We start from the raw sequence: 23,689 nt of genomic DNA, 5'->3' as shown, positions 1-23,689 counted from the left end.
TGCGAGTTAGTTCGCGTCCATCTTCTTCACGCGCGAAACCTGGCGCGAGCGAGCGGATGCGGTGAGCTCGACCTTGCGAATACGCACGGCGGCGGGGGTGACCTCGACGCACTCGTCTTCACGGGCGAATTCGAGGCACTGCTCAAGCGAGAGCTGCTTGGGCGGTGTCATCGACTCGAACGTGTCGGAGCTGGACTGACGCATGTTGGTCAGTTTCTTTTCCTTGGTGATGTTCACGTCCATGTCGTCGGCGCGCGAGTTCTCGCCGATGACCATGCCTTCGTAGACCTCGGAGGTCGGCTGCACGAAGAACGACATGCGCTCCTGCAGGTTGATGATCGCGAACGGAGTGACCGCTCCCGAACGGTCGGCCACGATGGAACCGTTCGTGCGGGTGTTGATGGTGCCAGCCCAGGGCTCGTAGCCGTGCAGGATCGCGTTGGCGATACCGGTACCGCGCGTGTCGGTGAGGAACTGCGTGCGGAAGCCGATCAGGCCGCGCGATGGAACGATGAATTCCATGCGAACCCAGCCGGTGCCGTGGTTCGCCATGTTCTCCATGCGACCCTTGCGGGCGGCGAGCAGCTGCGTGATGGCGCCGAGGTACTCTTCCGGAGCGTCAATGGTGAGGTGCTCGAAGGGCTCGTGTACCTTGCCGTCGACGCGCTTCACAACTACCTGCGGCTTGCCGACGGTGAGCTCGAAGCCCTCACGACGCATCTGCTCGACCAGGATGGCGAGGGCCAGTTCTCCACGACCCTGCACCTCCCAGGCGTCCGGGCGTCCAATGTCGACGACCTTGAGCGAGACGTTACCGACCAGCTCGCGGTCGAGGCGGTCCTTGACCATACGGGCGGTGAGCTTGTGGCCCTTGACCTTGCCCATGAGCGGCGAGGTGTTGGTGCCGATGGTCATCGAGATGGCCGGGTCGTCGACCGTGATGGTCGGCAACGGGCGCACGTCTTCGGGGTCGCAGAGGGTCTCACCGATGGTGATGTTCTCGATACCGGCCACGGCCACGATGTCGCCGGGGCCGGCGCTCTCGGTCGGGTAGCGGTCCAGCGCCTTCGTGATGAGCAGCTCGGTGATCTTCACGTTGCTCACGGTGCCATCCTGCTGAGCCCAGGCCACGGTCTGGCCCTTCTTGATGGTGCCGTTGAAGATGCGCAGCAGGGCAAGGCGGCCGAGGAACGGCGAGGCGTCGAGGTTGGTGACGTGCGCCTGAAGCGGGTGCGTGTCATCGTAGGTCGGGGCCGGAATGTGCTTGAGGATCGCGTCGAACAACGGCTCGAGGTCGTCATTATCGGGCAGGGTGCCGTCTTCGGGCTTGTTCCAGCTGGCGGCACCGTTACGGCCCGAGGCGTAGACAACCGGCACGTCGAGGACGGCGTCGAGGTCGAGGTCGGGGAAGTCATCGGCCATGTCGCTGGCGAGACCGATGAGCAGGTCCTGGCTCTCGGCCACGACCTCATCGATGCGCGCGTCGGGACGGTCGGTCTTGTTGACCAGGAGGATGACGGGAAGCTTGGCCTCCAGCGCCTTGCGGAGCACGAAGCGGGTCTGCGGCAGCGGGCCCTCGGAAGCGTCAACCAGCAGAACAACACCGTCGACCATGGACAGGCCACGTTCGACCTCACCACCGAAGTCAGCGTGGCCCGGGGTGTCGATCACGTTGATGGTGATGGGCCCCTCGGTGGCGTGGATGCCCTTGTACGAGACCGCCGTGTTCTTGGCGAGAATCGTGATGCCCTTTTCGCGCTCGAGTTCATTCGAGTCCATCGCGCGCTCTTCAACGTGTGAGTGGTCTGCAAAGGAGTCGGTCTGCTTGAGCATCGCGTCAACCAGCGTTGTCTTACCGTGGTCAACGTGAGCAACGATTGCAACATTTCGGAGGTTATTGCGTGTAGCAATCGCCATAAAAATAGATCCTTACGAAGAATGAGTGCCGCAGAGTCTCGCGCGCGACGAAGAATGGATACCAGGGGTCATAATGTGACCCAAAGTACTATCCTACCGTATTATTTGGCCCCAACTGGTGGGGCTCACACAGCTAGACGTCGTTGCCCGCGGCCAGCAACTCGCGGCGCAGCTCCCGCCGGGCACGCTGTTCGGTAGGATCCGGGATCGGCACGGCGGCCAGCAGACGCTGGGTATACGGGTCCTTCGGGTAGCGCAGAATCTCATCTCGCGTACCGGTTTCCACGATGCGACCGTGGTGCATCACCGCGATGCGATCGGCGAGCACGTCGATGACGGCGAGGTCGTGCGTGATGAACAGGCAGGCGAAATTCATCTGCTTCTGCAGCGACTGAATCAAGTCGAGTACACGCGCCTGCACCGACACGTCGAGGGCACTGGTCGGCTCATCGGCAATGAGCACCTTGGGTTCAAGCGAGAGGGCGCGGGCGATGCCGACGCGCTGCTTCTGCCCGCCGGAAAGTTCGTGCGGAAACCGGCTGCGGTAGGCGCGCGGCAGCTCAACGCTGTCGAGCAGCCGCTCGACCTGTGCGCTCAGGGCCGCCCCCTTGAGTCCCTTCGCCAGCTTGAGCGGTTCTCCGATGCTGTCACCGATGGGCATCCGCGGGTTCAGCGAGGAGGACGGGTCCTGAAATACGATTCCGACACTCTTATGCAGTCGGCGAATCTCGTCGCGGCTGGCCTTCGAGATATCCTGCCCGGCCACGTGCAGCTGGCCGTCCGTAATGGGCAGCAGCGCGATCGCTGCACGGCCGAGCGTGGTCTTGCCAGAGCCGGACTCCCCCACCAGCCCGAGCACCTCCCCCTGACGCACGAACAGGTTGACCTTATCGACGGCGCGGAACGCCGCGACGCGACCGTGCTTGGGATACTCGATGACCACATCGTCGAACTTGACGACCACCTCGCGGCTGTCACGTCGCGCAGCGGTCGCCGCCTCATTCGCCAGACGCTCATTGACCTCGATGCGCGCGGCCAGGACCGCGTCGACGACGATGTCGGTGCCGATGGCGAGCGCCGCGGTCATGTCGATCGCGTCGTCTCCGCGCTGCCCGAGGTGCGGAACGGCCTGGAGCAGGGCGATCGTGTACGGGTGGGTCGGTTCGTTGAAGATCTGGTCGACCGTGCCGCGCTCGACGATGACACCGCGACGCATGACGGCGATGTCGTCGGCCAGGTCGGCCACGACGCCCATGTCATGGGTGATCAGCAGGATGGCACTGTCGAGGCGATCGCGCAGGCTGCGGAGGAGGTCGAGAATCTCGGCCTGCACCGTCACGTCGAGGGCGGTCGTTGGCTCGTCGGCGATGAGCAATTGCGGATCGCAGGAGATCGACTGGGCGATCATGGCCCGCTGGCGTTGCCCGCCAGACAGTTGGTGCGGATAGGAGTTGAAGGCTTTCAGCGGATCTGGCAGCTCGACCATGTCGAGCAGCTCCAGAGCGCGCGTCTTGGCCTGGGAGGGCGACATGCCGAAGTGGGCCCGCAGGGTTTCAATGATCTGAAATCCGATCGTATAGACCGGGTTGAGCGCCGTCATCGGCTCCTGGAAGATCATGGCGATCTGACCGCCGCGCACCTTGTGCATCTGCGCGGGCTTCAGCCCCATGAGTTCGCGGCCGCTGAGCTTGACACTGCCGGAAATGCGGCTGTTCTCGGGCAGCAGATCCAGAATGGCCATGGAGCTCGCACTCTTGCCCGAGCCAGACTCGCCGACAATGGCGAGCACCTTGCCACGCTCGATCGAGTAGTTCAGTTTGAGCGCGGCCGGCACCCAGACATTGTCCACGCCGAAGTGCACGGTGAGGTCAGTGACCTGCAGCACCGGACCGGAGGATGGGGGCGTCACCTGGTCGGTCATGAAGTCCTGCTTTCGTCGATCCTGCTGCTCGTACGGTGGCTGCCACAAAAATCTGGCAGCATGGCTGCATGCCAGACCCGGATGTCTTCTACTCGCGGTTCAATCGCGTCATCGCCGCCATCTTCGCCGCGGTGGCCGCGCTCAGCGCGCTGAGCCTGTTCCTGCTGCCGCCCGCGTCGAGCCGCGCTCTGGTCGTTCCGGCCCTGTTCGTGGTGCTGTTCGTCTGGGAGATACTCTGGCGGCCCGACCTGCGGGTTAGTGATACCGCCGTGACCATTCGCAATCCGCTGCGCACCATCGTGGTGCCGTGGGCGGCGCTCGTGCACGTCGATACCAAGTTTGCACTCACCCTGTACACGCCCGGAAAGAAGTTCGCGGTATTCTGCGCCCCAGCTCCTGGTCGGAGCCTGACCAGTGCCGGGCGCCGCAAAACCACCGACCCCGTGCCCTATGTCAGCGGCGCCCCGCGGCCCGGCGACCTGCCGGGGAGTGAGTCCGGCGAGGCGGCGCAACTGGTGCGCTCGCGCTGGGACGCGTTGCAAAAGAGTGGCCGGGTCGATGGCGGCCTCGCGGCCCAGACTCCCGTTACGGTCGTCTGGGCCTGGGGTCGTGCGGGCGTGCTTGCAGCCGTCGCTGCGGCATCCATTGTGGCTCTTCTTCTGGCCTGAGCGCCGCACCGGTGTGCCCGTGACCGGCATCACGGTTCGCGCTCCAGTTCCGGTTCGGGCCGGGTTTCGCGCATCTTGCTGAGCTTGAACCTGCGGTGGCGCGGGTCGAAAGCATCGCGCAAACCATCGCCGACAAAGTTGACCAGCAGCGCCAGTGACACGATGAACGCACCGGGCCACCAGAACAGCCACGGCCGAGTCTGGAACGCCGACTGGTTGGAGCTGATCAGCAGTCCCAGCGATACGTCGGGAGAGCGGATGCCGTAGCCAAGAAAGCTCAGCGCTGTCTCGAGCAGAATGGCCGAGGCCATGATGAGCGTCGCCGACACGATGACCACGCCCATGGCATTAGGAAGGATGTGCTTGAAAATGATGCGCGCGTCGGACGCCCCGGCGACCCGGGCTGCCTCGACGAACTCACGTTCGCGCAGTGACAGGAACTCACCGCGCACCAGCCGGGCAATGCCCATCCAGGAGAAGAACCCCAGCATGATCGCCAGAACCGGGGCACCCAGGCTGCCGAACCATTGGCCGACGACCGAGCCGATCACGAGCGCGGGAATCACGATGAAGACGTCCGTGATGCGCATCAACACGGCATCGACCATGCCGCGGTAATAGCCGGCGACGGCCCCGACCACCACGCCCAGAACGGTCGCGATGAGGCCCAGAACGACCATGACGAGCGCGGAGTTTTGAATACCCCGCATGGTCATGGCGAAGTAGTCCTTGCCGATGCGGTCTTGACCGAACGGATGTTCCCCGAGGGAAACACCGTCGCCGCCGAGAAACTGCGGCACGAGCGAGAGCGTGGGGTCGCCCCCGTTCACCTGCGGGTTGAGTTCTTTAAACCCGAACTTCCACCAGCCGGAAATCGGACCAATGCCGATAGCAGAAAAGGAGAACAAGATGATGACGAGAAGAATGATGATCGACGCCACGGCGACCTTGTTGCCGATAAATCGGCGCCAAATCAGGCGGCCTTGACTCTCGGGTACCGAACTCGCCGCGGCGAGTTCGTCGGCAGGGATTTCGGTGGGCGACGGGGTAGGCCCCGGACCAATTGGTGTGGACATTTAACGGATCCTCACTCTCGGGTCGAGCCCGGCATAGGCCATGTCGGCCAGAAAATTGAAGGTGATCGCCATCGCGGCGACGATGAGAAAATACCCCATCACCGGATTGAGGTCACCCCGAAACAAGCCAGCGTTGAACAGGCTGCCCATGCCGGGAATGGCGAAGATCCGCTCGGTGATGATTGCGCCACCGAGCAGGGCCCCGACATCAAAAGCGACGAGAGTCGTCAGCGGGATGAGCATGTTCCGGAACGCGTGCCGCACGATCACCGTGCGCTCCGGAAGCCCCTTGGCGCGCGCGGTACGGATGTAGTCGAGGCTGAGCACCTCGAGCATGCCGGCGCGGGAATACCGGGTGTACCCGGCGAAGGAAATCAGCAAGAGGGCAATAATTGGCAGGGTGAGGTGGACAAACGTGTCGAGGCCAGCGAGCCACACGTCCCCGGACAGTCCCGGAGTCTTTGAACCCACGGTGGCGATCGGGCGCCCGTTGGTCGCCGTCAGGAGGGCACCCCAGGACTGCATGAACCGGTCAATCAGCACGACCGCGCCGGAAAAGAGCGCGGTAACGAGACCGACGCGCATATTCTGGCCGCGATCATAGCCACCGGCCAGAAAGCCGCTGACCAACCCGAACGCGATCGTGGCGAGTGCGAGAATGAACAGCGTTCCGGCGCTCGAAACGTCGAATAGGGGCTGGAGCACAAAATACGCTGCGATGGCGACCGCAGCGTTGATACCGGCGGTAATCAGTGCCCGACGGTTGCGCAGTCCGGCCAGCAGGGTCGCCGCACCGAGGGCGATCGCCGCGACCAGCAGGATGACCGGGATCGGCCCCAGGCCCGGATTCATAAACCAGCCCGTCGCGCTCATCAGGAGCAGCACCCCGGACGTAGCCAGCCCCGACACCAGGAAAACCACGAGTCGACGCCGGCGGTCACCGCCGAGCAGTGACTGCCAGATGGCACCGACGACGAGGCCGATCACCACCAGTGCTCCAGCGCCGATAACAGGATCACGGAGAAAGTCGTTGAAGCCGATGGCGATGAACTCTTTCAGCAGCACGGCGACCAGGAATACGGGCAACGAGTACAGGAAGAAGCTGACGAAGGTGACGGTGTTGTCGAGGCCACTGTACTGACGCAGCGCGGTGATGATGCCGATCGTGACACCGAGCAAAATAGCGAGCACAAGGGCGAAAGTGACCAGCTGCACGGTGGCGGCCAAAGCGTTGGGGAGAATATCGACGACCTGGGCGTTCGAGATCGTCGACCCGAGGTCGCAGGCATTGGCGAAGGGGATCGCACACTTGGCGACGCCGCCGAGCCAGAGCACCCAGCGAAGAGGCGGCGGCACGTCGAGGTCGAGAAGCGCAACCCGGGCATCGATCAGCTGCTGTTTATTGGGAGAGTTGCTGCCTTCCAGATCTTGCAGCGGTTGCGCCGAATAGCCGACCATGACGTACATCAGAAACGATGCGGCGATCAGGATGAGAATGGAAACGAGAATTCGTCTCAGGATGAAGCTCACCATGCCGGGGCTACCTCACTGTAGAAGTTGATTCGGACTGCTGGACTGCCACAATGTGACTCAGAACGGATGCCGCCAAACCCGCGAGTTGGGCTCCTGAGCAAACCCAGGAGCCCAACTCGTGATCGGGCTAGGACATTCGACCTAGCTATTTACTGACGGACCATTCCCAGAAGTTCCAGAACGGACCGGTCTGGTTGCCCATGTACTCCACGCCGCTCACGCGCTTGGAGACTCCGAACACGCCGGGCAGCTGGAACAGCGGCAGTCCATAAGCATCCGTGAACATCTGCTTGTCCATGCGCTTTTCAATTGCGATCAGTTCATCGGGGTCCAGGGTCGTCTGGGTCAGGATGGCGTCATCGTTGGTGCCCTCGTACTGGTTGTAGTTTCCACCGCCGTCGGTCGAGAAAATCTGTGCAATGCCGGTAGAGCCGACGCCGGGGCTGATCCAGCCGAAGATGGAGGCGTCATAGTCACCGCCCTCGAGCAGGGAGCTCCAGTCGGGTGAACCCGCATCGACAACCGTGATCCCCGCCTTGGCGGCTGATTCCTGAATGGCCTGGAACTCATCGACCCGGTTGGGGTTGTTGGTGTTGTAAAGAATGCGCACCGAGGGGGTGGCACCGGCGAGCAGCTCCTTCGCGCCCTCAATGTCAACCTCGTCATAAGCGCTCGAGCCATTGTTGGCCACCGAATCGTCATAGGGCTCGTTGGCCGGAACCCAGATCTGCGAGTTCAGCACTTTGGCGTCGGCGTTGACCGGCGTCACGATGGAGTCGAGGATCTGCTGGCGCGGGACCGTTTTGAGGAATGCTTGGCGCACCTTGATGTCGGCGAAGACCGGCTGGTCGAAACGCAGGTCGAGGTGGTCGTACGAAACCTGGTCGCCGGTGAGGACGTCGGCACCGGTGTTCTCAAGGGCGGTCAGCGTGTCAGCGGATGCCTGCGGGTTGATGATGTCGACTTCACCGTTCTGCAATGCCGTCACCTGGGCGTTCGCGTCAGGAATGACGCGCAAGATCAGCTTGTCGATCTTCGGCAGCATCCCACCGACATAGAACTCGTTGCGCTCCATCGTGAACGACTGGCCGGGGGTCCAGCCCGTCGGCACCAGGGGACCGCTCGACACGAGGAGGTCGGGGTCGGTCGGGAACGCCGTCACGTCGTAGCCAGTGTTCACGAAGTCAGCCGCGGCCTTCAACGTGGCGTTGGGGTCGACCGGGGACGCCGGGTCGCCCTTGGGAAGGCCCTTGAGCAGTTCGGTCAGTTCGGTGGCCGAGCCGAGCCCGGCCTTCTTGGCCACAATGTGGGCGGGTTGGGCGATCGGGTTGACCAGCTCCCAGTCGACGTAGGGAGTGTCGTAGACCAGGGTCATCGAAAGGTTATCCTCGCTGACCTCGGGGAATGCCGTGGTGTCGAGGCCGGCGGTGCTGGCAGCGATCTCAAAATACGTGGTGCCGGTGGCGACTTCTCCGGTGGCCTCATCGACGGTCGAGTCGTTGTAGTAGCCGGCACCGATAGCCCAGGCGAGCACCATATCATCGGCGGTCACGGGCTCTCCGTCTGACCATTTGTTCTCAGGATTGAGCGTGTACGTGACCGTCTGCGGGTCGTCACTGGTCTTCTCAAAGGTGCCGAATTTCTCTTCGCGCACGATATTGAACTCGTTGTCGACGTAGGAGAAGGCCGACGCGTAGTTGCCCATGAGGTAACCGACTTGTCCGTTGGTGTCGAGGTTGGACTGTGGAGTCTGACCATTGAAGGACGTGAAGTCGTTGACCACCGCGACCGTGACGGTACCGCCGCTAGCCGCGGCATCCGTGTTGGTGTCGGTGCTGCCGGTAGTGGTGCAGGCGGTCAAGACGAGGGCAGATACACCGAGAACGGCGACCCCGATGAGCTTTTTCCTGAACAGTTTTCCTCTAATGGACAAGATTCCTCCTGAGCGAAGTGATTGTCGGTCCACGGCGAGGGGCCGCGAGTCGATCGTGGTTTGACTCGACCCTAGAGAGGTATCAACGGCGGTGACAAGCAAATGCTCGAACTGTTATGAAAAGGAACCATTGTTTTTCGTCCAAGTCGGGAATTTTGCATGAAACCTGCGCTCACACGCCCGTCAAGCTAAGATTCACCCGTTTACGGGAAAAAATTCGCCGATTGGCAGTAACGGCGGGGACCGCTCTGGCCGATACGGCGCCCCCACAACACTGCGGGCCCGACGTGGATCGATCCCCGTCGGGCCCGCATCGTGCAAACCGATCAGCTACCGCCCGAACTCGAAGTTTGCTCCGGGGATTGCCGCCAGCAGTTCCTGCGTGTACACCTCACGCGGGTTGTCAAACACGTCGTCGGTCGATGCCGCCTCGACGATGCGGCCCTTCTGCATGACGCAGACATTGTCGGCGACCAGGCGCACCACGGCGAGGTCGTGCGTAATGAACAGGTAGGTCAGGCCAAGCTCCGTCTGCAGTTCGGTGAGCAGGTTCAGGATCTGACCCTGCACGAGCACATCGAGCGCGGAGACGGCCTCGTCGAGCACGAGCACGTCCGGCTTGAGCGCCAAGGCGCGGGCAATCGCGATGCGTTGGCGCTGGCCGCCGGAGAGTTCGCTCGGGTACCGAAACTGGGTCGACGCGGGCAGGGACACCTGATCGAGGAGCTGCAGCACGCGCTTCTGCCGTTCCCGTTTGGTGCCCACTTTGTGCGCGAGTAGCGGCTCGGCGATGGTGTTTCCCACGTTGTACTGCGGGTCGAGCGAACCGTACGGGTCCTGGAACACGGGCTGCACGCGGCGGCGGAAGTTCAGCAGCTCCTTGCCTTTCAACCCGGCAACGTCGCGCCCCTCGAATTCAATCCGCCCGCTGGTGAGGCTCTCCAGCTGCAGAATGAGCTTGGCCACGGTGGACTTGCCCGAACCGGACTCCCCCACGATCGCCGTGGTGGTGCCCTTCTTCACCCCGAACGACACCTCGTTCACGGCGAGCAGCTCGTCGAAACGCAGCCCGGACTTACGGATGCGGTACATCTTGGTGATGCCCTCGACCGAGATGAGGTCTTTGCCCGACGCTGCCAGTTCACGGTCGGTGGCGCGCCGAATCAGCGCGGTGTCCGTTCCGCCAGCCGAGAAGATTTCGGTCGCCGGGGCATCCTCATTCTTCTTCGCCTGAATGCGCCGCGAGGCGAGGCTCGGAGCGGCCGCCACCAGACGCTGGGTGTACGGGTGCTGCGGGTTGGCGAGGATCTCCTGCGACGGCCCGGACTCGACGATCTTGCCCTTGTACATGACCACGAGCTGTTCGGCCCGCTCGGCCGCGAGGCCGAGGTCGTGGGTGATGAACAGAACGCTCGTGCCGTAGTCCCGGGTGAGGGTGGCGAGGTGGTCGAGGATCTGGCGCTGCACGGTGACATCCAGCGCACTGGTCGGCTCGTCGGCGATGAGCAGTTTCGGCCGAGCCGACAGCCCAATGCCGATGAGCACACGCTGACGCATGCCGCCGGAGAATTGGTGCGGATACTGCTTGAGCCGGTCGGCGGCATCAGCCAGACCCGCCTCCTGCAGCACTTCAATGGTGCGCGCCTTCAGTGGCTTGCCGCGTAGGCCGCTGTTGGCCTTGATGGCTTCGGACACCTGAAAACCGATGTTCCACACCGGGTTGAGGTTACTCATCGGGTCCTGCGGAACGTAGCCGATCTCGCGGCCGCGCACGATTTGCATCTCGGTGGCCTTCAGGGTGGTCAGGTCACGACCCTCGAACAGGATCTGGCCGCCGGTCACCTGGCCGGTGCCGGCCAGCAGCTTGATGATCGCCTGCGCCGTCGTGGTCTTGCCCGAACCGGACTCCCCCACGATCGCGAGGGTCTGGCCGGGGTAGAGCGTGAAGCTGACGCCGCGCACGGCGGGCACGATGCCGCGCTGGGTGCGGAAGCCGACCTCGAGATCGCGGATCTCCAGGAGCGGTTCGGAGCCGGCGGAAGGAATCTGGTTCACGGTTTCGGTCACTAACTGGGTCATCGGCGTGCCCTCGCCTGGGGGTCGAGCGCGTCGCGGAGCACGTCACCGAGCATGAGGAACGCCAGCACGGTCAGGGAGAGCGCGATCGAGGGATACAGCAGCACCTGCGGGCTCGTACGAATGGATGTCTGCGCTTCGCCGATATCGCGTCCCCACGACATTGTGCCCGGCCCGAGGCCGATACCGAGGAACGAGAGCGTGGCTTCGGCAACGATGAACGTGCCGAGTGAGACCGTCGCGATGACGATCACGGGGGCGATGGCGTTGGGAACCACGTGGCGCACCAGAATCTTGAACTTGGACACGCCGAGTGCGACCGACGCCACCACGTAGTCCGAGTTTCGCGCGGTCAGCACGGCGCCGCGCATGATGCGGGCGACCTGCGGCCAGGCGAAGATCGAGATGACGAGCGCGATGACCACCGGAGTGCGGTCGGGCAGTACCGAGAGCAGCACGATGGCGCCGAGCACGGTCGGAACGGCGAAGAAGATGTCGCCGATGCGCGAGACGATGGCGTCGAGGAAACCGCCGTAGTAGCCGGCGAGGGCACCGACGATGAGGCCGAACAGAGTCACGATCGCCGCAGCCAACATGCCGACGGTTACCGAGGCGCTGGTGCCGAAGATGATTCGGGCATAGACGTCGCAGCCCTGGAAGGTGAAGCCGAGCGGATGCCCCGACTGCGGCCCCCCGTTGCTGTCCGACAGCTGGCACTGCGTCGGCGACACCGACGAGAACCATCCGGGAACCAGCGCCACCAAGACGATGAGCAGGATGAGTCCGGAGGAAATCCAGAAGGCGGGCCGACGACGCATCGCGTCCCAGGCATCCGCCCAGGTGCTGCGCGCTTTCGCGGTCTCGTCGAGGTGGTCGATGGCTACGAGCGGGGTGTCTTCGAGCGCTGCAACGAAGTGCGGCTGCGCGCCCTGGTTCTTACTTGGCATAACGGATCCTTGGGTCCAGAGCTGCGTACAGCAGATCGACGAGCAGGTTGGCGAGCACGAAGATCACCACCATGACGGCGATGAACGACACCACGGTCGGTCCTTCGCCGAGGCGAATGGCCTTGAAGACGGTTCCACCGACCCCATTGATATTGAAGATTCCCTCTGTGACGATGGCACCGACCATGAGCGAGCCAATGTCGACACCGAGAAAGGTGATCACTGGTACGAGCGAGTTGCGCAGCACGTGCACGGTCACGACGCGGGGGCGGGACAGCCCCTTCGCTGTGGCGGTGCGCACAAAGTCGGCGTTGAGGTTGTCGGACACGCTGGCCCGGGTGAGGCGCACAATATAGGCAAACGAAACGGATGCCAGCACCAGCGCTGGCAAAATCAGTTCGTCGATCGGCGCAGCCCCACTGACGGTCGTGCGGGCCCAGCCCAGTTGCACGCCGAAGACGAACTGCAGCACGAAGCCGATCACGAAGGTCGGCACGCTGATCAGCAGCAGGCTCACGACGAGGGCGCTGGCATCGAAAAGCTTGCCCTTGCGGAGCCCGGCGATGAGGCCGACGAGGATGCCGAAGAAGGCTTCGAAGGCGAGAGCGAGCATGGCCAGTCGGGCCGTGATCGGGAACGCGGAGGCCATTACGTCGGAGACGGAGCGACCGGAATAGGTCGTTCCGAGGTCACCCTGGAAGAAGTTGCCAATGTAGAGCAGGTATTGCACGAAAAACGGCTTGTCGAGGTTGTACTCGGCGCGAATTTGGGCAATAACGGCGTCCGACGGGGGACGTTCGCCGTAGAGGGCAGCGATGGGATCTCCGGGGAGGGAGAACACCATGAAGTAGATGAGAAACGTGGCGCCGAAGAACACGGGGATCATCTGGAGCAGACGTTTGCCGGTATACCAGAGCATCAGCTACCCGTCGGCGCAGTTGACACGGTGCAGATTGGCACGGGTGAAGTCGAGTGCATGAAAGATTCGCAATCATTAAGCGGAACTCGAGAGGCCCGGGGAATGACCCCCGGGCCTCTCGTAACGACGAACTAGGAACGAACTATTAGTTCTTGGTGATCGCGTGGTAGAGCGGCACGGAATCCCAGCCGAACTCAACGTTGCTGACCGTGTCGGACCAGACACCCGAGGTGTTCTGGTACCACAGCGGGATGGTCGGGAGGTCCTGCAGCAGGACTTCCTGAGCCTCGACGTACTTGGCGGTGGCTTCTTCAACGCTGGACGCCGCGGCGCCTTCCTTCAGGAGCGTGTCGAATGCCTCGCTGCTGTAGCCCTCGTAGTTCGAGCCGGCACCGGTCTGGTACAGCGGCGCAAGGAAGTTGTACAGCGACGGGTAGTCGGCCTGCCAGCCGGCGCGAGTAGCACCGGTCAGTGCCTGAGCGTCACGGTCTTCAAGTGCAGCGCCGAAGGTCGGGTACGGCTTGCCGACTGCGTCGATGCCGAGGGTGTTCTTGACGCTGTTGACGACGGCGTCGACCCAGACCTGGTGGGGTCCGTCGGCGTTGTAGGCGATGTCAAAGGTGCCGGTATACGGCGAGATGGCATCGGCTTCGGCCCAGAGTGCGACGGCCTCTTCGGGGTTGAATTCGAGCACTTCGGAACCCGCGAGGGAATCGGAGTAGCCATCGATAACCGGGGAGGTGAAGTCGGTGGCGGGGGTGCGGGTGTTCTGGAAGACGACGTCGGTGATCTCGGCGCGGTCAATGGCCATGGAGACGGCGGCGCGACGCAGCTTGCCCTCATCGCCGGACCAGTGCTCGAGGTAGTACGGCATGTTGAAAGCCTGGAATACCGCGGCGGGCTCGTTGATGAAGGTATCCGGGAAGTCCGACTCGTAGCTCGCGAGGGCGGATTCGGGGATGGCATCGAGCACGTCGAGGTCGCCGCCCTGCACGGCCGCGTAAGCGGCATCGAAGGAGGCATAGAAGATGATGGTTAATCCATCATTGGCAGGGGTGCGCACACCCGCGTAGTCCGGGTTGGTGACGAGTTCGATCTGCACCTCGTGCTCCCAGGCGTTCTCGCTCGCGAGCTCGTACGGGCCGTTGCCGATCGGGTTCTGACCAAAGGCATCCATGTCTTCGAAAGCAACCTCGGGCAGCGGCGAGTAGGCCGTGTAGCCGAGGCGGAGCGGCCAGTCGGCCTCGGTTCCGGCGAGCTCCACGGTAAACGTGGTGTCGTCGACGACCGTCAGGCCGGACATGGTCTCGGCGAGCGGCGAGGCAACGCGAAGAACGTTGCCGTCCTCGTCGGTCGCGCCGGTCGGGTCGTCGATCATGTTGGAGACGTCGGAGTAGCCGACGATGTTGTCGAAGAAGTAGGAGGAACCCTGCGCGTTGGTGGACAGCGCGCCATAGTTCCAGGCATCAACGAAGGACGATGCCGTGACGGGCTCGTCGTTGGTGAAAGTCCAGTCATCTTTCAGCGTGACGGTCCAGGTCGTGGCGTCGTCGGACTCGATTGACTCGGCGACCTCGTTCTGAATCTCGCCGTCGGCCGAGTACGAGACCAGGCCGGCGAAGATGGACGTGATGATCTTTCCGCCGCCCACCTCGGTGGTGTTGGTCGGGATCAGCGACATCTGCGGCTCGCTGCCGTTCGTCGTGATGATCGCGGTGCCGTCAGCCGATGTCGTTGATTCTCCAGCGCAACCCGAGAGCACGAGGGCTCCGGTCGACGCGAGAGCGATGGCAACAATGCCCATTCTCCTGATTTTCAATTCTTGCTCCAATGCACAAAAGGGCGCGTGACACCGCTCTTGACCGTGTCACGCGCCAATAGAGTCAACCCAATTTTGACCGCGAAAGCACCGGCGCAACACTGGGGGGTTGTTACGACCCTAGTTTGTTACTTATCCAGATTGGGCAATACGGTGAAAAATTTTACAGACGCGCAATCTATCTGACAACTATTGAGCGTCACATACTGTCATTTTGCACATATGTTGCGGGGCGGGTTTCGAACGGATGCTTCCCCCGCGATCGCGACGCGAGCGTCTGCGGATGCCGGGGTGGCAGGATAGGGCCATGCCGCCAGCATCCGCCCCGCACCGTTCCCGGCTCGGAAATTCACCGTTGTATTGGGAGATCGGCATTGTGCTCGCGCTGTCGCTCGGGGCGTCGGCCGTTTACTCGATCGTGTCGATCGTGGCCCGGCTCACCGATGTAACACCGCTCGCCGACCAATCAGCGACGATCAACGGCTCGCAGTCGCCGCGGGAGTGGCTCGACTTCACCTACCAGTTTCTCGGCATCGCGTTCGGGCTCGCAGCGGTAGCGCTGGTGCTGTTTCTGCTCTGGAAGCCCGGGCAGAACCCGTTCACCCGGCTCGGCTTCGACCTGACCCGGCCAGGTAAGGACCTACTCGGCGGGTTCGGGCTGCTGCTCGTGATCGGTATCCCGGGGCTCGCGCTCTACCTGGCCGGGCGCGCCTTCGGCTTCACCGTGGCCGTCGTGCCCTCACCGCTCGACACGTTCTGGTGGACCATCCCCATTCTCGTGTTCGCCGCACTGAAGGCGGCGCTGGTCGAGGAGATCATCGTGGTCGGCTACCTGTTCACCCGGCTGCGTGAGCTCGGCTGGTCGATCTGGACGATCATTCTGAGCTCAGCCGTGCTGCGTGGCAGCTACCACCTGTACCAGGGCGTCGGACCGTTCTTCGGCAACGTGGCCATGGGAGTCGTGTTCGGCTGGTGCTACACCCGCTGGGGGCGCACCATGCCGCTCGTGGTGACGCACTGGCTGCTCGACATTCTCTCGTTCGTCGGGTACCCGCTCGCGCTGGCCTGGTGGCCGGGACTGCTCGCCCCGGCCAGCTAGCCCCGTCCCCTACTCGAAGGCCTCGGGCCGCGGGCAGGCACAGACCAGGTTGCGGTCGCCGTAGGCGTTGTCGATGCGACGGACCGAAGGCCAGTATTTGTTGCGCACGAGCGACGCCAGCGGGTACACCGCCGTTGCCCGGTCGTAGGGATGCTCCCACTCCCCCTCGATCACGGACTGCGCCGTGTGCGGAGCGTTGTGCAGGGGGTTGTCGTCGGCGGGCCAGCGGCCGGCGGCGACGGCATCCGCTTCAGCCTTGATCGCGATCATGGCGTCGCAGAAGCGGTCGATTTCGCCGAGGTCTTCACTCTCGGTGGGCTCGACCATGAGCGTGCCGGCGACCGGAAAACTCATCGTCGGCGAGTGGAAGCCGTAGTCGACGAGGCGTTTGGCCACGTCGTCCACGCTGATCCCCGTGGCCGCGGTGAGCGGACGCAGGTCGAGGATGCACTCGTGCGCGACCAGGCCGTTTTCGCCGGAATAGAGCAGCGGGTAGCTGTTCTCCAGGCGCTTGGCGACGTAATTGGCCGCGAGCACTGCGGCGCCAGTAGCCTGCTTGAGGCCATCGATGCCCATCATGCGCACATACGCCCAGGAGATGGGCAGGATGCTCGGGCTGCCGTAGGGCGCGGCCGAGACCGGTCCGCCGGCGTGCACGACGGTGGCCGAGGCTCCCCCGCTGCCGAGCAGGTAATGCTCGTCACTCTGGGCAAGCGGATGCCCCGGCAGGAACGCCGCGAGGTGTGCCTTGGCCGCAACCGGGCCGACGCCCGGCCCGCCGCCGCCGTGCGGGATGCAGAAGGTTTTGTGCAGGTTCAGGTGCGAGACATCGCCGCCGAAATCGCCGTACCGGGCGAATCCGAGCAGCGCGTTGAGGTTGGCGCCGTCGACGTAAACCTGGCCACCGGCCGCGTGCACGGCCGCACAAATGGTGGCGACCTCGTGCTCATACACGCCGTGGGTGGACGGGTAGGTGATCATGAGCGCGGCCAGATCGGCGGCGTGCTCGGCGATCTTGGCGTGCAGATCGGTCAGGTCAACGTTGCCGAGCTCGTCGCAGGCCACGACCACGACACGCATGCCGGCCAGGGCAGCGGATGCCGCGTTGGTGCCGTGCGCGCTCGACGGGATCAGGCAGACCGTGCGGGCGCTCTCCCCATTGGACTGGTGATAGCCACGAATGGCGAGCAGCCCGGCCAGTTCGCCCTGGCTGCCGGCGTTCGGCTGGAGCGACACAGAATCGTAACCGGTGACATCCGTCAGCCAGGTTTCGAGCTGGCGCACCAGGTGCAGGTAGCCCTCGACGTCGGCGCGCGGTGCGAACGGGTGGATTCCGGCGAATTCGGGCCAGCTGACGGCCTCCATCTCGCTCGCCGCGTTGAGCTTCATGGTGCAGGAGCCGAGCGGGATCATGCCGCGATCGAGCGCATAATCGTAGTCGGCGAGGCGCTTGAGGTAACGCATCATGCTGGTCTCGGAGCGGTGCGTGTTGAACACCGGGTGGGTGAGGAAATCGCTGGTGCGTTCGAGATCGGTCGGCAGCCCGTGCTGCACGGCGTCGAAGTCGACGTGGCCGAATGCCGAGCGGCCGCCGAACGCTCCGACGATATAAGAGAGGTCGGCAAGCGTGGTGGTCTCATCCACCGACACGCTGATGATGTTCTCATCGACCTGGTGCAGGTTGTAGCCGCTCGCGGCTGCCTTCGCGACGACCTCGGCGGCGCCCGCCGGCACGTTGATCTGGAACGTGTCAAAGAACGCGTCGGTGAGCACGTCGACGTCGATCGCGCGCAGGGCGGCGACGAGGGCACCGGCCCGCTCGTGCACCCGGGTGGCGATCGTTTTCAGGCCCTCGGGCCCGTGATAGACGGCATACATGCCGGCCATGACGGCGAGCAGCACCTGGGCGGTGCAGATGTTCGAGGTGGCTTTGTCGCGGCGAATGTGCTGTTCGCGTACCTGCAGGGCGAGGCGGTAGGCGGGGTGGCCGGTGGCGTCCACGCTCACTCCCACCAGGCGGCCGGGCAGCTGGCGTTCGAGTCCCTTGCGCACGGCCATGTAGCCGGCGTGCGGTCCGCCGAAGCCCATCGGCACACCGAAGCGCTGGCTGGTGCCGACGGCGACGTCGGCGCCGAGGTCGCCGGGCGATTTCAGCAGGGTGAGGGCGAGCAGGTCAGCGGCCACAACGGCGAGCGCCTTGTGTTCGTGCGCCAGGTCGATGACGCCCTCAGGGTTCCAGATGCGACCGGAGCTGGACGGGTACTGCACGAAGACACCGAAATAGTCGCCGAGATCCTCGGCCGTGGTCTGCTCGCTCAGGTCAACCTGGGCGAGTTCGATGCCGAGTACGGCGGCGCGATTGGCGAGCAGCGCGTGCGTCTGGGGGAAGGCATCCGTGTCAACGATGAATCGGCGCGAGCCCGACTTGGACGCGCGCAGGGCGAGCAGCATGCCCTCGACGACTGCCGTTGACTCGTCGAGCATCGACGCGTTGGCCGTGGTCAGCCCGGTGAGGTCGGCGATCATGGTCTGAAAGTTGATGAGGGCTTCGAGCCGGCCCTGCGAGATTTCCGGCTGGTACGGCGTGTAGGCGGTGTACCAGCTGGGGTTTTCGAACACGTTGCGCTTGATCACGGCGGGCGTGAACGTATCGTAGTAGCCCTGGCCGATCATCGAGCGTTTGACCGTGTTGCGGCCGGCGAGGGCGCGCAACTCCGCGACGGCCTCGCTCTCGGTTGCGGCGGGCGGCAGGGTGCTGTCGCCGTCCTGCCGAAACAGGTCGGCGTGGATCGACGCGGGCATGGCGGCGGAGACGAGGTGTTCCACCGAGTCGTAGCCGAGCGTGGCGAGCATGTGGGACTGGGCGTCGGCATCCGTTCCGATGTGACGCTGAGTGAAAGCCTGACTCATAGTGCGTCTACTCCCCGATCAGGGCGGAATACTCGGCAAAGCTGAGCAGCGTGGGGAGAGTCTCGAATTCGACCTTGATCAGCCAGCCCGCGCCGAAGGGGTCGCTGTTGACCAGTTCGGGGCTGTCCACGACGGCGTCGTTGGTTTCTGTGACGGTGCCGTTGACCGGAGCGAACAGTTCACCGACCGACTTGGTCGATTCGATTTCGCCGACGACCGTGCCGCTGGCGACGGTGCTGCCGACGCCCGGCAGTTCGACGAAAACGACGTCACCGAGCTTTTCGGCGGCATACGCGGTGATGCCGACGGTCGCGACGCTGCCGTCGACTAAAACCCATTCGTGCTCGGCGGTGTATTGAAGTTCGGACGGCTGAAGCGAAGATGTGTTTGTCATGGGATTGCCTTTCGCAGGGTGAGGGTCTACTTGACGCGCTTATAGAAGGGGAGCGAGGTGACGGTCGCCGGAATGCGGGTACCCCGCACGTCGACGTAGACCTCGGTGCCGAGACGGGCGAGGTCGGGGCTGACGTAGGCCATGGCGATCGGGTAACCGAGGGTCGGCGACAGGGCGCCGCTGGTGATGACGCCGTCGGCGTTTTCCGCGTCGACGCTGCGGAAGATCTCGTAGTCCGCGCGTCCGGCACGCTTGCCAGCGGCAATCAGACCGACCAAAACGGATGTCCCAGCCTCCGGCCCCGCAACGCTGGCCGCTCGGCCGACGAAGTCGTTCTCCTTCTTCAGGTTGACGACGCGGCCGAGTCCGGCCTGGACCGGGAAGGTGTTGAGGGTCAATTCGTGACCGTAAAGTGGCATGCCAGCCTCGAGGCGGAGGGTATCGCGGCTGGCCAGCCCAGCCGGCACCAGGCCTCGGTCGGCGCCGGCGACCACGAGTGCGTCCCAGAGTTCACGGGCCTGGTCGGCCGCGAGGTAGAGCTCGAAACCGTCTTCACCGGTGTACCCGGTGCGGGCGACCAGCAGCGGCTGGCCACGGAAGAAGGCATCCGTGATTCGGTAATACTTCATGAACAGCAGGTCGGTGCCGACGTCGGTGACACCGCCGGTGGCGCGCAGAATGGCGAGGGCGTTCGGACCCTGCACGGCGATCAGCGCGTAGTCGTCGCTCTGGTCAACGACGCTCACGGCGAAGCCTTCGGAACGGGCGAGCAACGCGTCGAACGCGGCGAATCGGTTGCCGGCGTTGGCCACAACCAGAAACTTGGTTTCATCGAGGCGGTAGACGACGAGATCGTCGATGATGCCGCCGTTCTCGGCCAGCAACAGGCTGTACTTGGCCTGCCAAAGTTCGATAACCGAGAGCTCGCCGGCCAGCGCGTAGTCGAGGTAGGCGGCGGCATCCGTGCCTTCGACCAGAATTTCGGCCATGTGGGACAGGTCAAACAGGCCGGCCGCGTTGCGCACGGCGTGGTGCTCGGCGAGATCGCTGGAGTAGCGCACCGGCATCTGCCAGCCGGCGAAGTCGGTGAAGCTGGCACCGGCATCGACGTGCGCCTGGTGCAGCGGGGAGAAGCGTTCGGTATTTCGTGAATCGGTGGAGTCGGGGGTGCTGGAATCGGCCGTGGTCATGAGTTCTCCGGGTCACAGGGCGGTGTGTACGGCTCGTTTGAGCCGCGTGGGAACTCCCCCTCTGTCGCTCGTGCCTGAGAGCTTCACCAGCGCGCGGGCGCTGACTTTCACCGTGGGCGAGATTGTCAGGCACGCACAATCTACTTTTCAGAGTGGCCAGTTCGATGCGGTACGAGTACCTGAGAGATTGTCGGGGAGGATTGCTCCTTCGGTGTTCGCACGCTGTCGCGCCGAACTCTCCCGCACCGTCCATATAGCCCGATATTCAGTTGTGGTAGCGCTCAGCCTAGCCCCACACTCCGCTGCTTCCGCGTCGATGGCTGTCCAGCAGGTGGGTATCGATCATGCCGATCGCCTCCATCAGGGCGAACATCGTGGTCGGTCCGACGAAGACGAAGCCGACCTTCTTGAGGGCTTTCGCGAGCGAAACGGATGCCTCGGAGCTGGTCGGCACGTCTGCCTGCGTTCGCGGCTGCGGGGTTTCGTTCGGCTGGAACCCCCAGACGAAGTCGACCAGTCCGCCCTGCTCGCGCAGCGCGACGGTGGCCTGGGCATTGGTGATCGTCGCGCGAATCTTGAGGCGGTTGCGTACGATCGCCGCGTCGCTCAGCAGGCGTTCGACGTCGTCCTCGTCGAAGGCAGCGACCCGGTCGGGGTCGAAGTCGGCGAATGCCGCACGAAAACCGGGGCGCTTGCGCAGAATGATCGCCCAGGACAGCCCGGATTGGAACGCCTCGAGGCTGATGCGCTCGAACAGGGCGTGTTCAAAGCGCACCGGAATACCCCACTCGGTGTCGTAGTAGTCGCGGAGCATCGGGTCGACCGCAGCCCACCGGGGTCGGGCGAGGCCGTCGGGACCGACGATGGCGCCGGAGGCTGGTGGGATTTCTGTCATCCAGTCCATTAGAACACCGCTCGCCACACACCGCGGCCGAGGTGAGCGAGAGGACTAAAGTCGCAGCCAGAGCCAAGGAGACGTCTTCAATGCGCTCGGCAATCAGAGTGCGAACCTGGAGTGGCTGCACATCCTGAGTCCGTACTTCTGGGCGTTCGGTGACAGCCCGCTGAGCACCGGGGCGAACGTGACGACGATCGTCGTGTTCTACGCCGTCTCGCTCCTACTGGCGGCGGCGGCAGCCATCGCCCTGCGCCAACGCGACATCGGCGTGTGAGTCACTAGGCCCAGGTCGCGGCCGCGGCCTGGGTCAGCTCGATGATGTTATCGAGCAATGCTTCCATGGTGGGCGAGCGCAGCAGCACGATCTGATCGAGCGGTCCGACCGGGGCGATCGCGGCGAGCTGCCAGGCGGCGGCGGTCGGGTCGTGCGAGAGCGCGACATCGGGCGACCACTCCTGGTCGCTGAACTCGCTCGCGAGTGACAGGGTGCGGCGCACAAGTTGCTCGGCCTGTTCGCGGCGCGGCAGCAGCGCATCGTCCCATTCCAGGTCGGGTAGTGCCCGAACCGTCGCGAGAGGATGCGGGTCCTCCGGCATCCACTCGGTCACCTCGATTCTGCGCTCACCCTGCACCACCAGCCCGAGGTAACCCTCGGGGGCTTCGAGCTGAGTAACCCGGGCGACGGTGCCGACGCTGAACCGACGTTCGCCGCCGCCCACTTCCTGGCCGCGTTCGATCAGCACGATGCCGAATTCGGCCGGCTCGGCATCGAGCACCCGGGCCAGCATCACGAGGTAGCGTTCCTCGAACACGCGCAGTTGCAGCGGCATGTAGGGGAACAGCACGGATCCCAGAGGGAACATCGGCAGGGTCGTCATACACCCAGCGAACCACGTTGACGCCGCCGCGCCTAGCCCCAGGCACGTGTTCGCGGTGAACACTCGTTGGGTGCAGCGGTCGGACATCCGTGCATGCAGCGGTGGGTTCGGTCGGTTTCGGCGCGTAGCCTAGAAGGGCTGCTCGCCTCCCGCGCAGCGGACGAGAGGCTTTACGTGGACATCACCCTGCTGGCACATTTCGTGGCCGCCGCTGAGGCACCCGATTTCGCCCGCGCCGCGCAGACACTCGGCGTCTCCCGCGACACCCTCAGCGCCTCGGTAAAGCGAGTCGAAGCCGAACTCGGCTATGCACTGTTCGATCGTGCCGCCGAGAGCACGACGCTCACTGAGATCGGGGCTGCCTTCCTGGACGACGCCCGCCTCGAGTTGACCGAGGCCGCCGGGCGCGGCGCGCAGGCTGGCGGCGGTTCGCGCCGGTCAGGCGGTTCAGGTGGCGGCGGTAAGGCCAAGGCCAACAAGGGCAAGGGCCGCGCCCCCGCGGTGAAGGGCCAGCCGAAGCTCGGGAAGAAGCGCCAGTCGCGCTGATTAGTGACGCTTGTTTGGCAATGCACGTGGCGGCCAAAACGGGACCCGCAGGACCGATTACCGGTCTGGCAGGTCCCGTTCATATCGACGGCTTCGTCGACTATTTCCGCCGATTCTGAACGAGAGGCTGCTTGAGGCTCGTCGCCTCCTCCAGAGTCAGTTCGACCTCGGCAAAGGCCTGGTCGTCTGAGAAGGACTTCATCCGCGCGATCCGGAAGATGATCAGGCCGTACAGACATTTGGCCAGGATATCTGCTACGGAGTAGCCGATCTGGAGTCCGACCCATGCATCGGACCCGTCGATACCCAGTCCGGGCAGCAGATAGGCAATCGGGTAGACGCCCCACGTTGCCAGCAGGAGCAGTCGCAGCAGGCTGATGGTCTTACGCACCGTGGCGGGTTGGCGGTCGAGCGACTTGGTCAGTTCAACGAAGAGCACGTAGAGGATATACGCGAAGGGAAGAGAAGAAAGCAGACCGAAGATGCCACGGGTGAGGTTGTCCGACGCCATTTCGCCGGGGTAGCCCAAGGCAATCATCAGGGCAGCAGCAGGAATGAGCCGGGTGAGCAGGCTGCTCTGCACCTTCCGGGCCAGCGCCAGAACTGCCACGAGTTCAAGGAGAAGCAGCGGAACCGTCAGCAGCCAGTCAACGTAGCGGTATCCCTCGTTGAACGACGCTCCTGCGACCTGAACATAATCACCGCGGCCGCCGACCGCCTCGGTCACGAAAGCTTCCGTGAATGAATTGAAAATGCGGAAGTAGTGATACGCCGCGATGCCACAAACGATCGCCGCGACAGTCAATGCCTGGCGATACCTCGGCAATACGCGCGGAAGGCTGATGACCAGAAAGATAGAGGTGAAAAGCTGCGAGGCAATCACGAGGGAAAAAATATTGTAGATGGTGTCGTACTGCACTTGGGTTAGTGAATCAGGTATCAAAATAGCCTCTGATGCTCGAGAA

Annotated in this window: 18 protein-coding genes and 1 riboswitch; of the genes, 3 read left to right on the top strand and 15 right to left on the bottom strand. The window is 63.9% G+C overall.

Translation table 11 applies throughout. The features are described 5' to 3' along the window. Positions 1–6: 6 nt before the first annotated feature. Together typA and E3T43_RS14375 are read right to left on the bottom strand one after the other, a co-directional pair. The gene (typA, locus tag E3T43_RS14380) at positions 7–1,917 is read right to left on the bottom strand and encodes a translational GTPase TypA (protein ID WP_134472938.1); all 1,911 of its coding nucleotides are present in this window, start codon (positions 1,915–1,917) and stop codon (positions 7–9) included. Positions 1,918–2,050: 133 nt separating this feature from the next. Continuing rightward, complete coding sequence (locus E3T43_RS14375; protein ID WP_134472937.1) at positions 2,051–3,838, bottom strand: ABC transporter ATP-binding protein; 1,788 nt, start codon at positions 3,836–3,838, stop codon at positions 2,051–2,053. A 68-nt stretch (positions 3,839–3,906) separates the two neighbouring features. Here E3T43_RS14375 and E3T43_RS14370 point away from each other — a divergent pair, with 68 nt between their 5' ends. Next, positions 3,907–4,506: a PH domain-containing protein gene (locus E3T43_RS14370; protein WP_134472936.1), complete on the top strand. Its 600-nt coding sequence runs from the start codon at positions 3,907–3,909 to the stop codon at positions 4,504–4,506. A gap of 29 nt (positions 4,507–4,535) precedes the next feature. On the opposite strand, the gene E3T43_RS14365 is transcribed toward E3T43_RS14370, so the two are convergent. From E3T43_RS14365 to E3T43_RS14335, 7 genes are all read right to left on the bottom strand, one after another. Continuing rightward, on the bottom strand, positions 4,536–5,582 hold the full coding sequence (locus tag E3T43_RS14365; protein WP_134472935.1) for an ABC transporter permease: 1,047 nt from the start codon (positions 5,580–5,582) through the stop codon (positions 4,536–4,538). Next, on the bottom strand, positions 5,583–7,115 hold the full coding sequence (locus E3T43_RS14360; RefSeq protein WP_134472934.1) for an ABC transporter permease: 1,533 nt from the start codon (positions 7,113–7,115) through the stop codon (positions 5,583–5,585). 145 nt (positions 7,116–7,260) lie between these two features. After that, positions 7,261–9,048 (bottom strand): ABC transporter family substrate-binding protein, encoded by a 1,788-nt coding sequence (locus E3T43_RS14355; RefSeq protein WP_134472933.1) that lies wholly within the window; start codon positions 9,046–9,048, stop codon positions 7,261–7,263. Positions 9,049–9,378: 330 nt separating this feature from the next. Continuing rightward, positions 9,379–11,127: an ABC transporter ATP-binding protein gene (locus E3T43_RS14350; protein WP_134472932.1), complete on the bottom strand. Its 1,749-nt coding sequence runs from the start codon at positions 11,125–11,127 to the stop codon at positions 9,379–9,381. Further along, complete coding sequence (locus tag E3T43_RS14345) at positions 11,124–12,071, bottom strand: ABC transporter permease (RefSeq protein WP_092450294.1); 948 nt, start codon at positions 12,069–12,071, stop codon at positions 11,124–11,126. The genes E3T43_RS14350 and E3T43_RS14345 overlap by 4 nt, the downstream gene beginning before the upstream one ends. After that, complete coding sequence (locus E3T43_RS14340; protein WP_134442006.1) at positions 12,061–12,990, bottom strand: ABC transporter permease; 930 nt, start codon at positions 12,988–12,990, stop codon at positions 12,061–12,063. Before E3T43_RS14340 ends, E3T43_RS14345 begins: the two co-directional genes overlap by 11 nt. 145 nt (positions 12,991–13,135) lie before the next feature. Then, entirely contained in the window at positions 13,136–14,794 is a 1,659-nt protein-coding gene (locus E3T43_RS14335) for an ABC transporter substrate-binding protein (protein ID WP_241979009.1), read from the bottom strand. A 322-nt stretch (positions 14,795–15,116) separates the two neighbouring features. Between E3T43_RS14335 and E3T43_RS14330 the strand changes: the two genes are divergently transcribed. Further along, positions 15,117–15,908 (top strand): CPBP family intramembrane glutamic endopeptidase, encoded by a 792-nt coding sequence (locus E3T43_RS14330; RefSeq protein ID WP_134472931.1) that lies wholly within the window; start codon positions 15,117–15,119, stop codon positions 15,906–15,908. 9 nt (positions 15,909–15,917) lie between these two features. Here the strand turns inward: E3T43_RS14330 and gcvP are convergent, their stop codons facing one another. The 5 genes from gcvP to E3T43_RS14305 all read right to left on the bottom strand — a co-directional run bounded on the left by gcvP (position 15,918) and on the right by E3T43_RS14305 (position 22,178). Beyond that, the gene (gene gcvP / locus E3T43_RS14325) at positions 15,918–18,818 is read right to left on the bottom strand and encodes an aminomethyl-transferring glycine dehydrogenase (RefSeq protein WP_134472930.1); all 2,901 of its coding nucleotides are present in this window, start codon (positions 18,816–18,818) and stop codon (positions 15,918–15,920) included. A 7-nt stretch (positions 18,819–18,825) separates the two neighbouring features. Next, on the bottom strand, positions 18,826–19,212 hold the full coding sequence (gcvH, locus tag E3T43_RS14320) for a glycine cleavage system protein GcvH (protein WP_092450303.1): 387 nt from the start codon (positions 19,210–19,212) through the stop codon (positions 18,826–18,828). 26 nt (positions 19,213–19,238) lie between these two features. Then, positions 19,239–20,402, bottom strand: a complete 1,164-nt coding sequence (gene gcvT / locus E3T43_RS14315; protein ID WP_134472929.1) for a glycine cleavage system aminomethyltransferase GcvT — start codon at positions 20,400–20,402, stop codon at positions 19,239–19,241. A 157-nt stretch (positions 20,403–20,559) separates the two neighbouring features. Further along, a riboswitch (glycine riboswitch) is annotated at positions 20,560–20,655 on the bottom strand. Positions 20,656–20,688: 33 nt separating this feature from the next. Continuing rightward, positions 20,689–21,297 carry a DNA-3-methyladenine glycosylase I gene (locus tag E3T43_RS14310; RefSeq protein WP_092450450.1) on the bottom strand — a complete coding sequence of 203 codons (609 nt, stop codon included), beginning with the start codon at positions 21,295–21,297 and terminating at the stop codon, positions 20,689–20,691. A 281-nt stretch (positions 21,298–21,578) separates the two neighbouring features. After that, entirely contained in the window at positions 21,579–22,178 is a 600-nt protein-coding gene (locus E3T43_RS14305) for an LON peptidase substrate-binding domain-containing protein (RefSeq protein ID WP_092450307.1), read from the bottom strand. Positions 22,179–22,352: 174 nt separating this feature from the next. On the opposite strand from E3T43_RS14305, the gene E3T43_RS14300 reads away from it, so the two are divergent. After that, on the top strand, positions 22,353–22,724 hold the full coding sequence (locus E3T43_RS14300; RefSeq protein ID WP_134441490.1) for a LysR family transcriptional regulator: 372 nt from the start codon (positions 22,353–22,355) through the stop codon (positions 22,722–22,724). 100 nt (positions 22,725–22,824) lie between these two features. Here E3T43_RS14300 and E3T43_RS14295 read toward each other — a convergent pair whose 3' ends face one another. After that, positions 22,825–23,643, bottom strand: coding sequence for a bacteriorhodopsin-like (locus tag E3T43_RS14295; protein ID WP_233195115.1), 819 nt, complete (start codon positions 23,641–23,643; stop codon positions 22,825–22,827). Between the last annotated feature and the right edge of the window lie 46 nt (positions 23,644–23,689).

It is taken from the genome of Cryobacterium sp. Hh7 (assembly GCF_004403155.1).
Taxonomy (GTDB): Bacteria; Actinomycetota; Actinomycetes; order Actinomycetales; family Microbacteriaceae; genus Cryobacterium; species Cryobacterium levicorallinum.
This window is presented reverse-complemented; position numbering and strand designations above follow the sequence as displayed.

Coding starts and splice junctions, on each gene's coding strand:
- gcvP (WP_134472930.1), bottom strand. CDS start 18,818: ATGAGTCAGGCTTTCACTCAGCGTCACATCGGAACGGATGCCGACGCC.
- E3T43_RS14340 (WP_134442006.1), bottom strand. CDS start 12,990: ATGCTCTGGTATACCGGCAAACGTCTGCTCCAGATGATCCCCGTGTTC.
- E3T43_RS14330 (WP_134472931.1), top strand. CDS start 15,117: ATGCCGCCAGCATCCGCCCCGCACCGTTCCCGGCTCGGAAATTCACCG.
- gcvH (WP_092450303.1), bottom strand. CDS start 19,212: ATGACAAACACATCTTCGCTTCAGCCGTCCGAACTTCAATACACCGCC.
- E3T43_RS14350 (WP_134472932.1), bottom strand. CDS start 11,127: ATGACCCAGTTAGTGACCGAAACCGTGAACCAGATTCCTTCCGCCGGC.
- E3T43_RS14345 (WP_092450294.1), bottom strand. CDS start 12,071: ATGCCAAGTAAGAACCAGGGCGCGCAGCCGCACTTCGTTGCAGCGCTC.
- typA (WP_134472938.1), bottom strand. CDS start 1,917: ATGGCGATTGCTACACGCAATAACCTCCGAAATGTTGCAATCGTTGCT.
- E3T43_RS14370 (WP_134472936.1), top strand. CDS start 3,907: ATGCCAGACCCGGATGTCTTCTACTCGCGGTTCAATCGCGTCATCGCC.
- E3T43_RS14365 (WP_134472935.1), bottom strand. CDS start 5,582: ATGTCCACACCAATTGGTCCGGGGCCTACCCCGTCGCCCACCGAAATC.
- E3T43_RS14360 (WP_134472934.1), bottom strand. CDS start 7,115: ATGGTGAGCTTCATCCTGAGACGAATTCTCGTTTCCATTCTCATCCTG.
- E3T43_RS14310 (WP_092450450.1), bottom strand. CDS start 21,297: ATGACAGAAATCCCACCAGCCTCCGGCGCCATCGTCGGTCCCGACGGC.
- gcvT (WP_134472929.1), bottom strand. CDS start 20,402: ATGACCACGGCCGATTCCAGCACCCCCGACTCCACCGATTCACGAAAT.
- E3T43_RS14375 (WP_134472937.1), bottom strand. CDS start 3,838: ATGACCGACCAGGTGACGCCCCCATCCTCCGGTCCGGTGCTGCAGGTC.
- E3T43_RS14305 (WP_092450307.1), bottom strand. CDS start 22,178: ATGACGACCCTGCCGATGTTCCCTCTGGGATCCGTGCTGTTCCCCTAC.
- E3T43_RS14335 (WP_241979009.1), bottom strand. CDS start 14,794: ATGGGCATTGTTGCCATCGCTCTCGCGTCGACCGGAGCCCTCGTGCTC.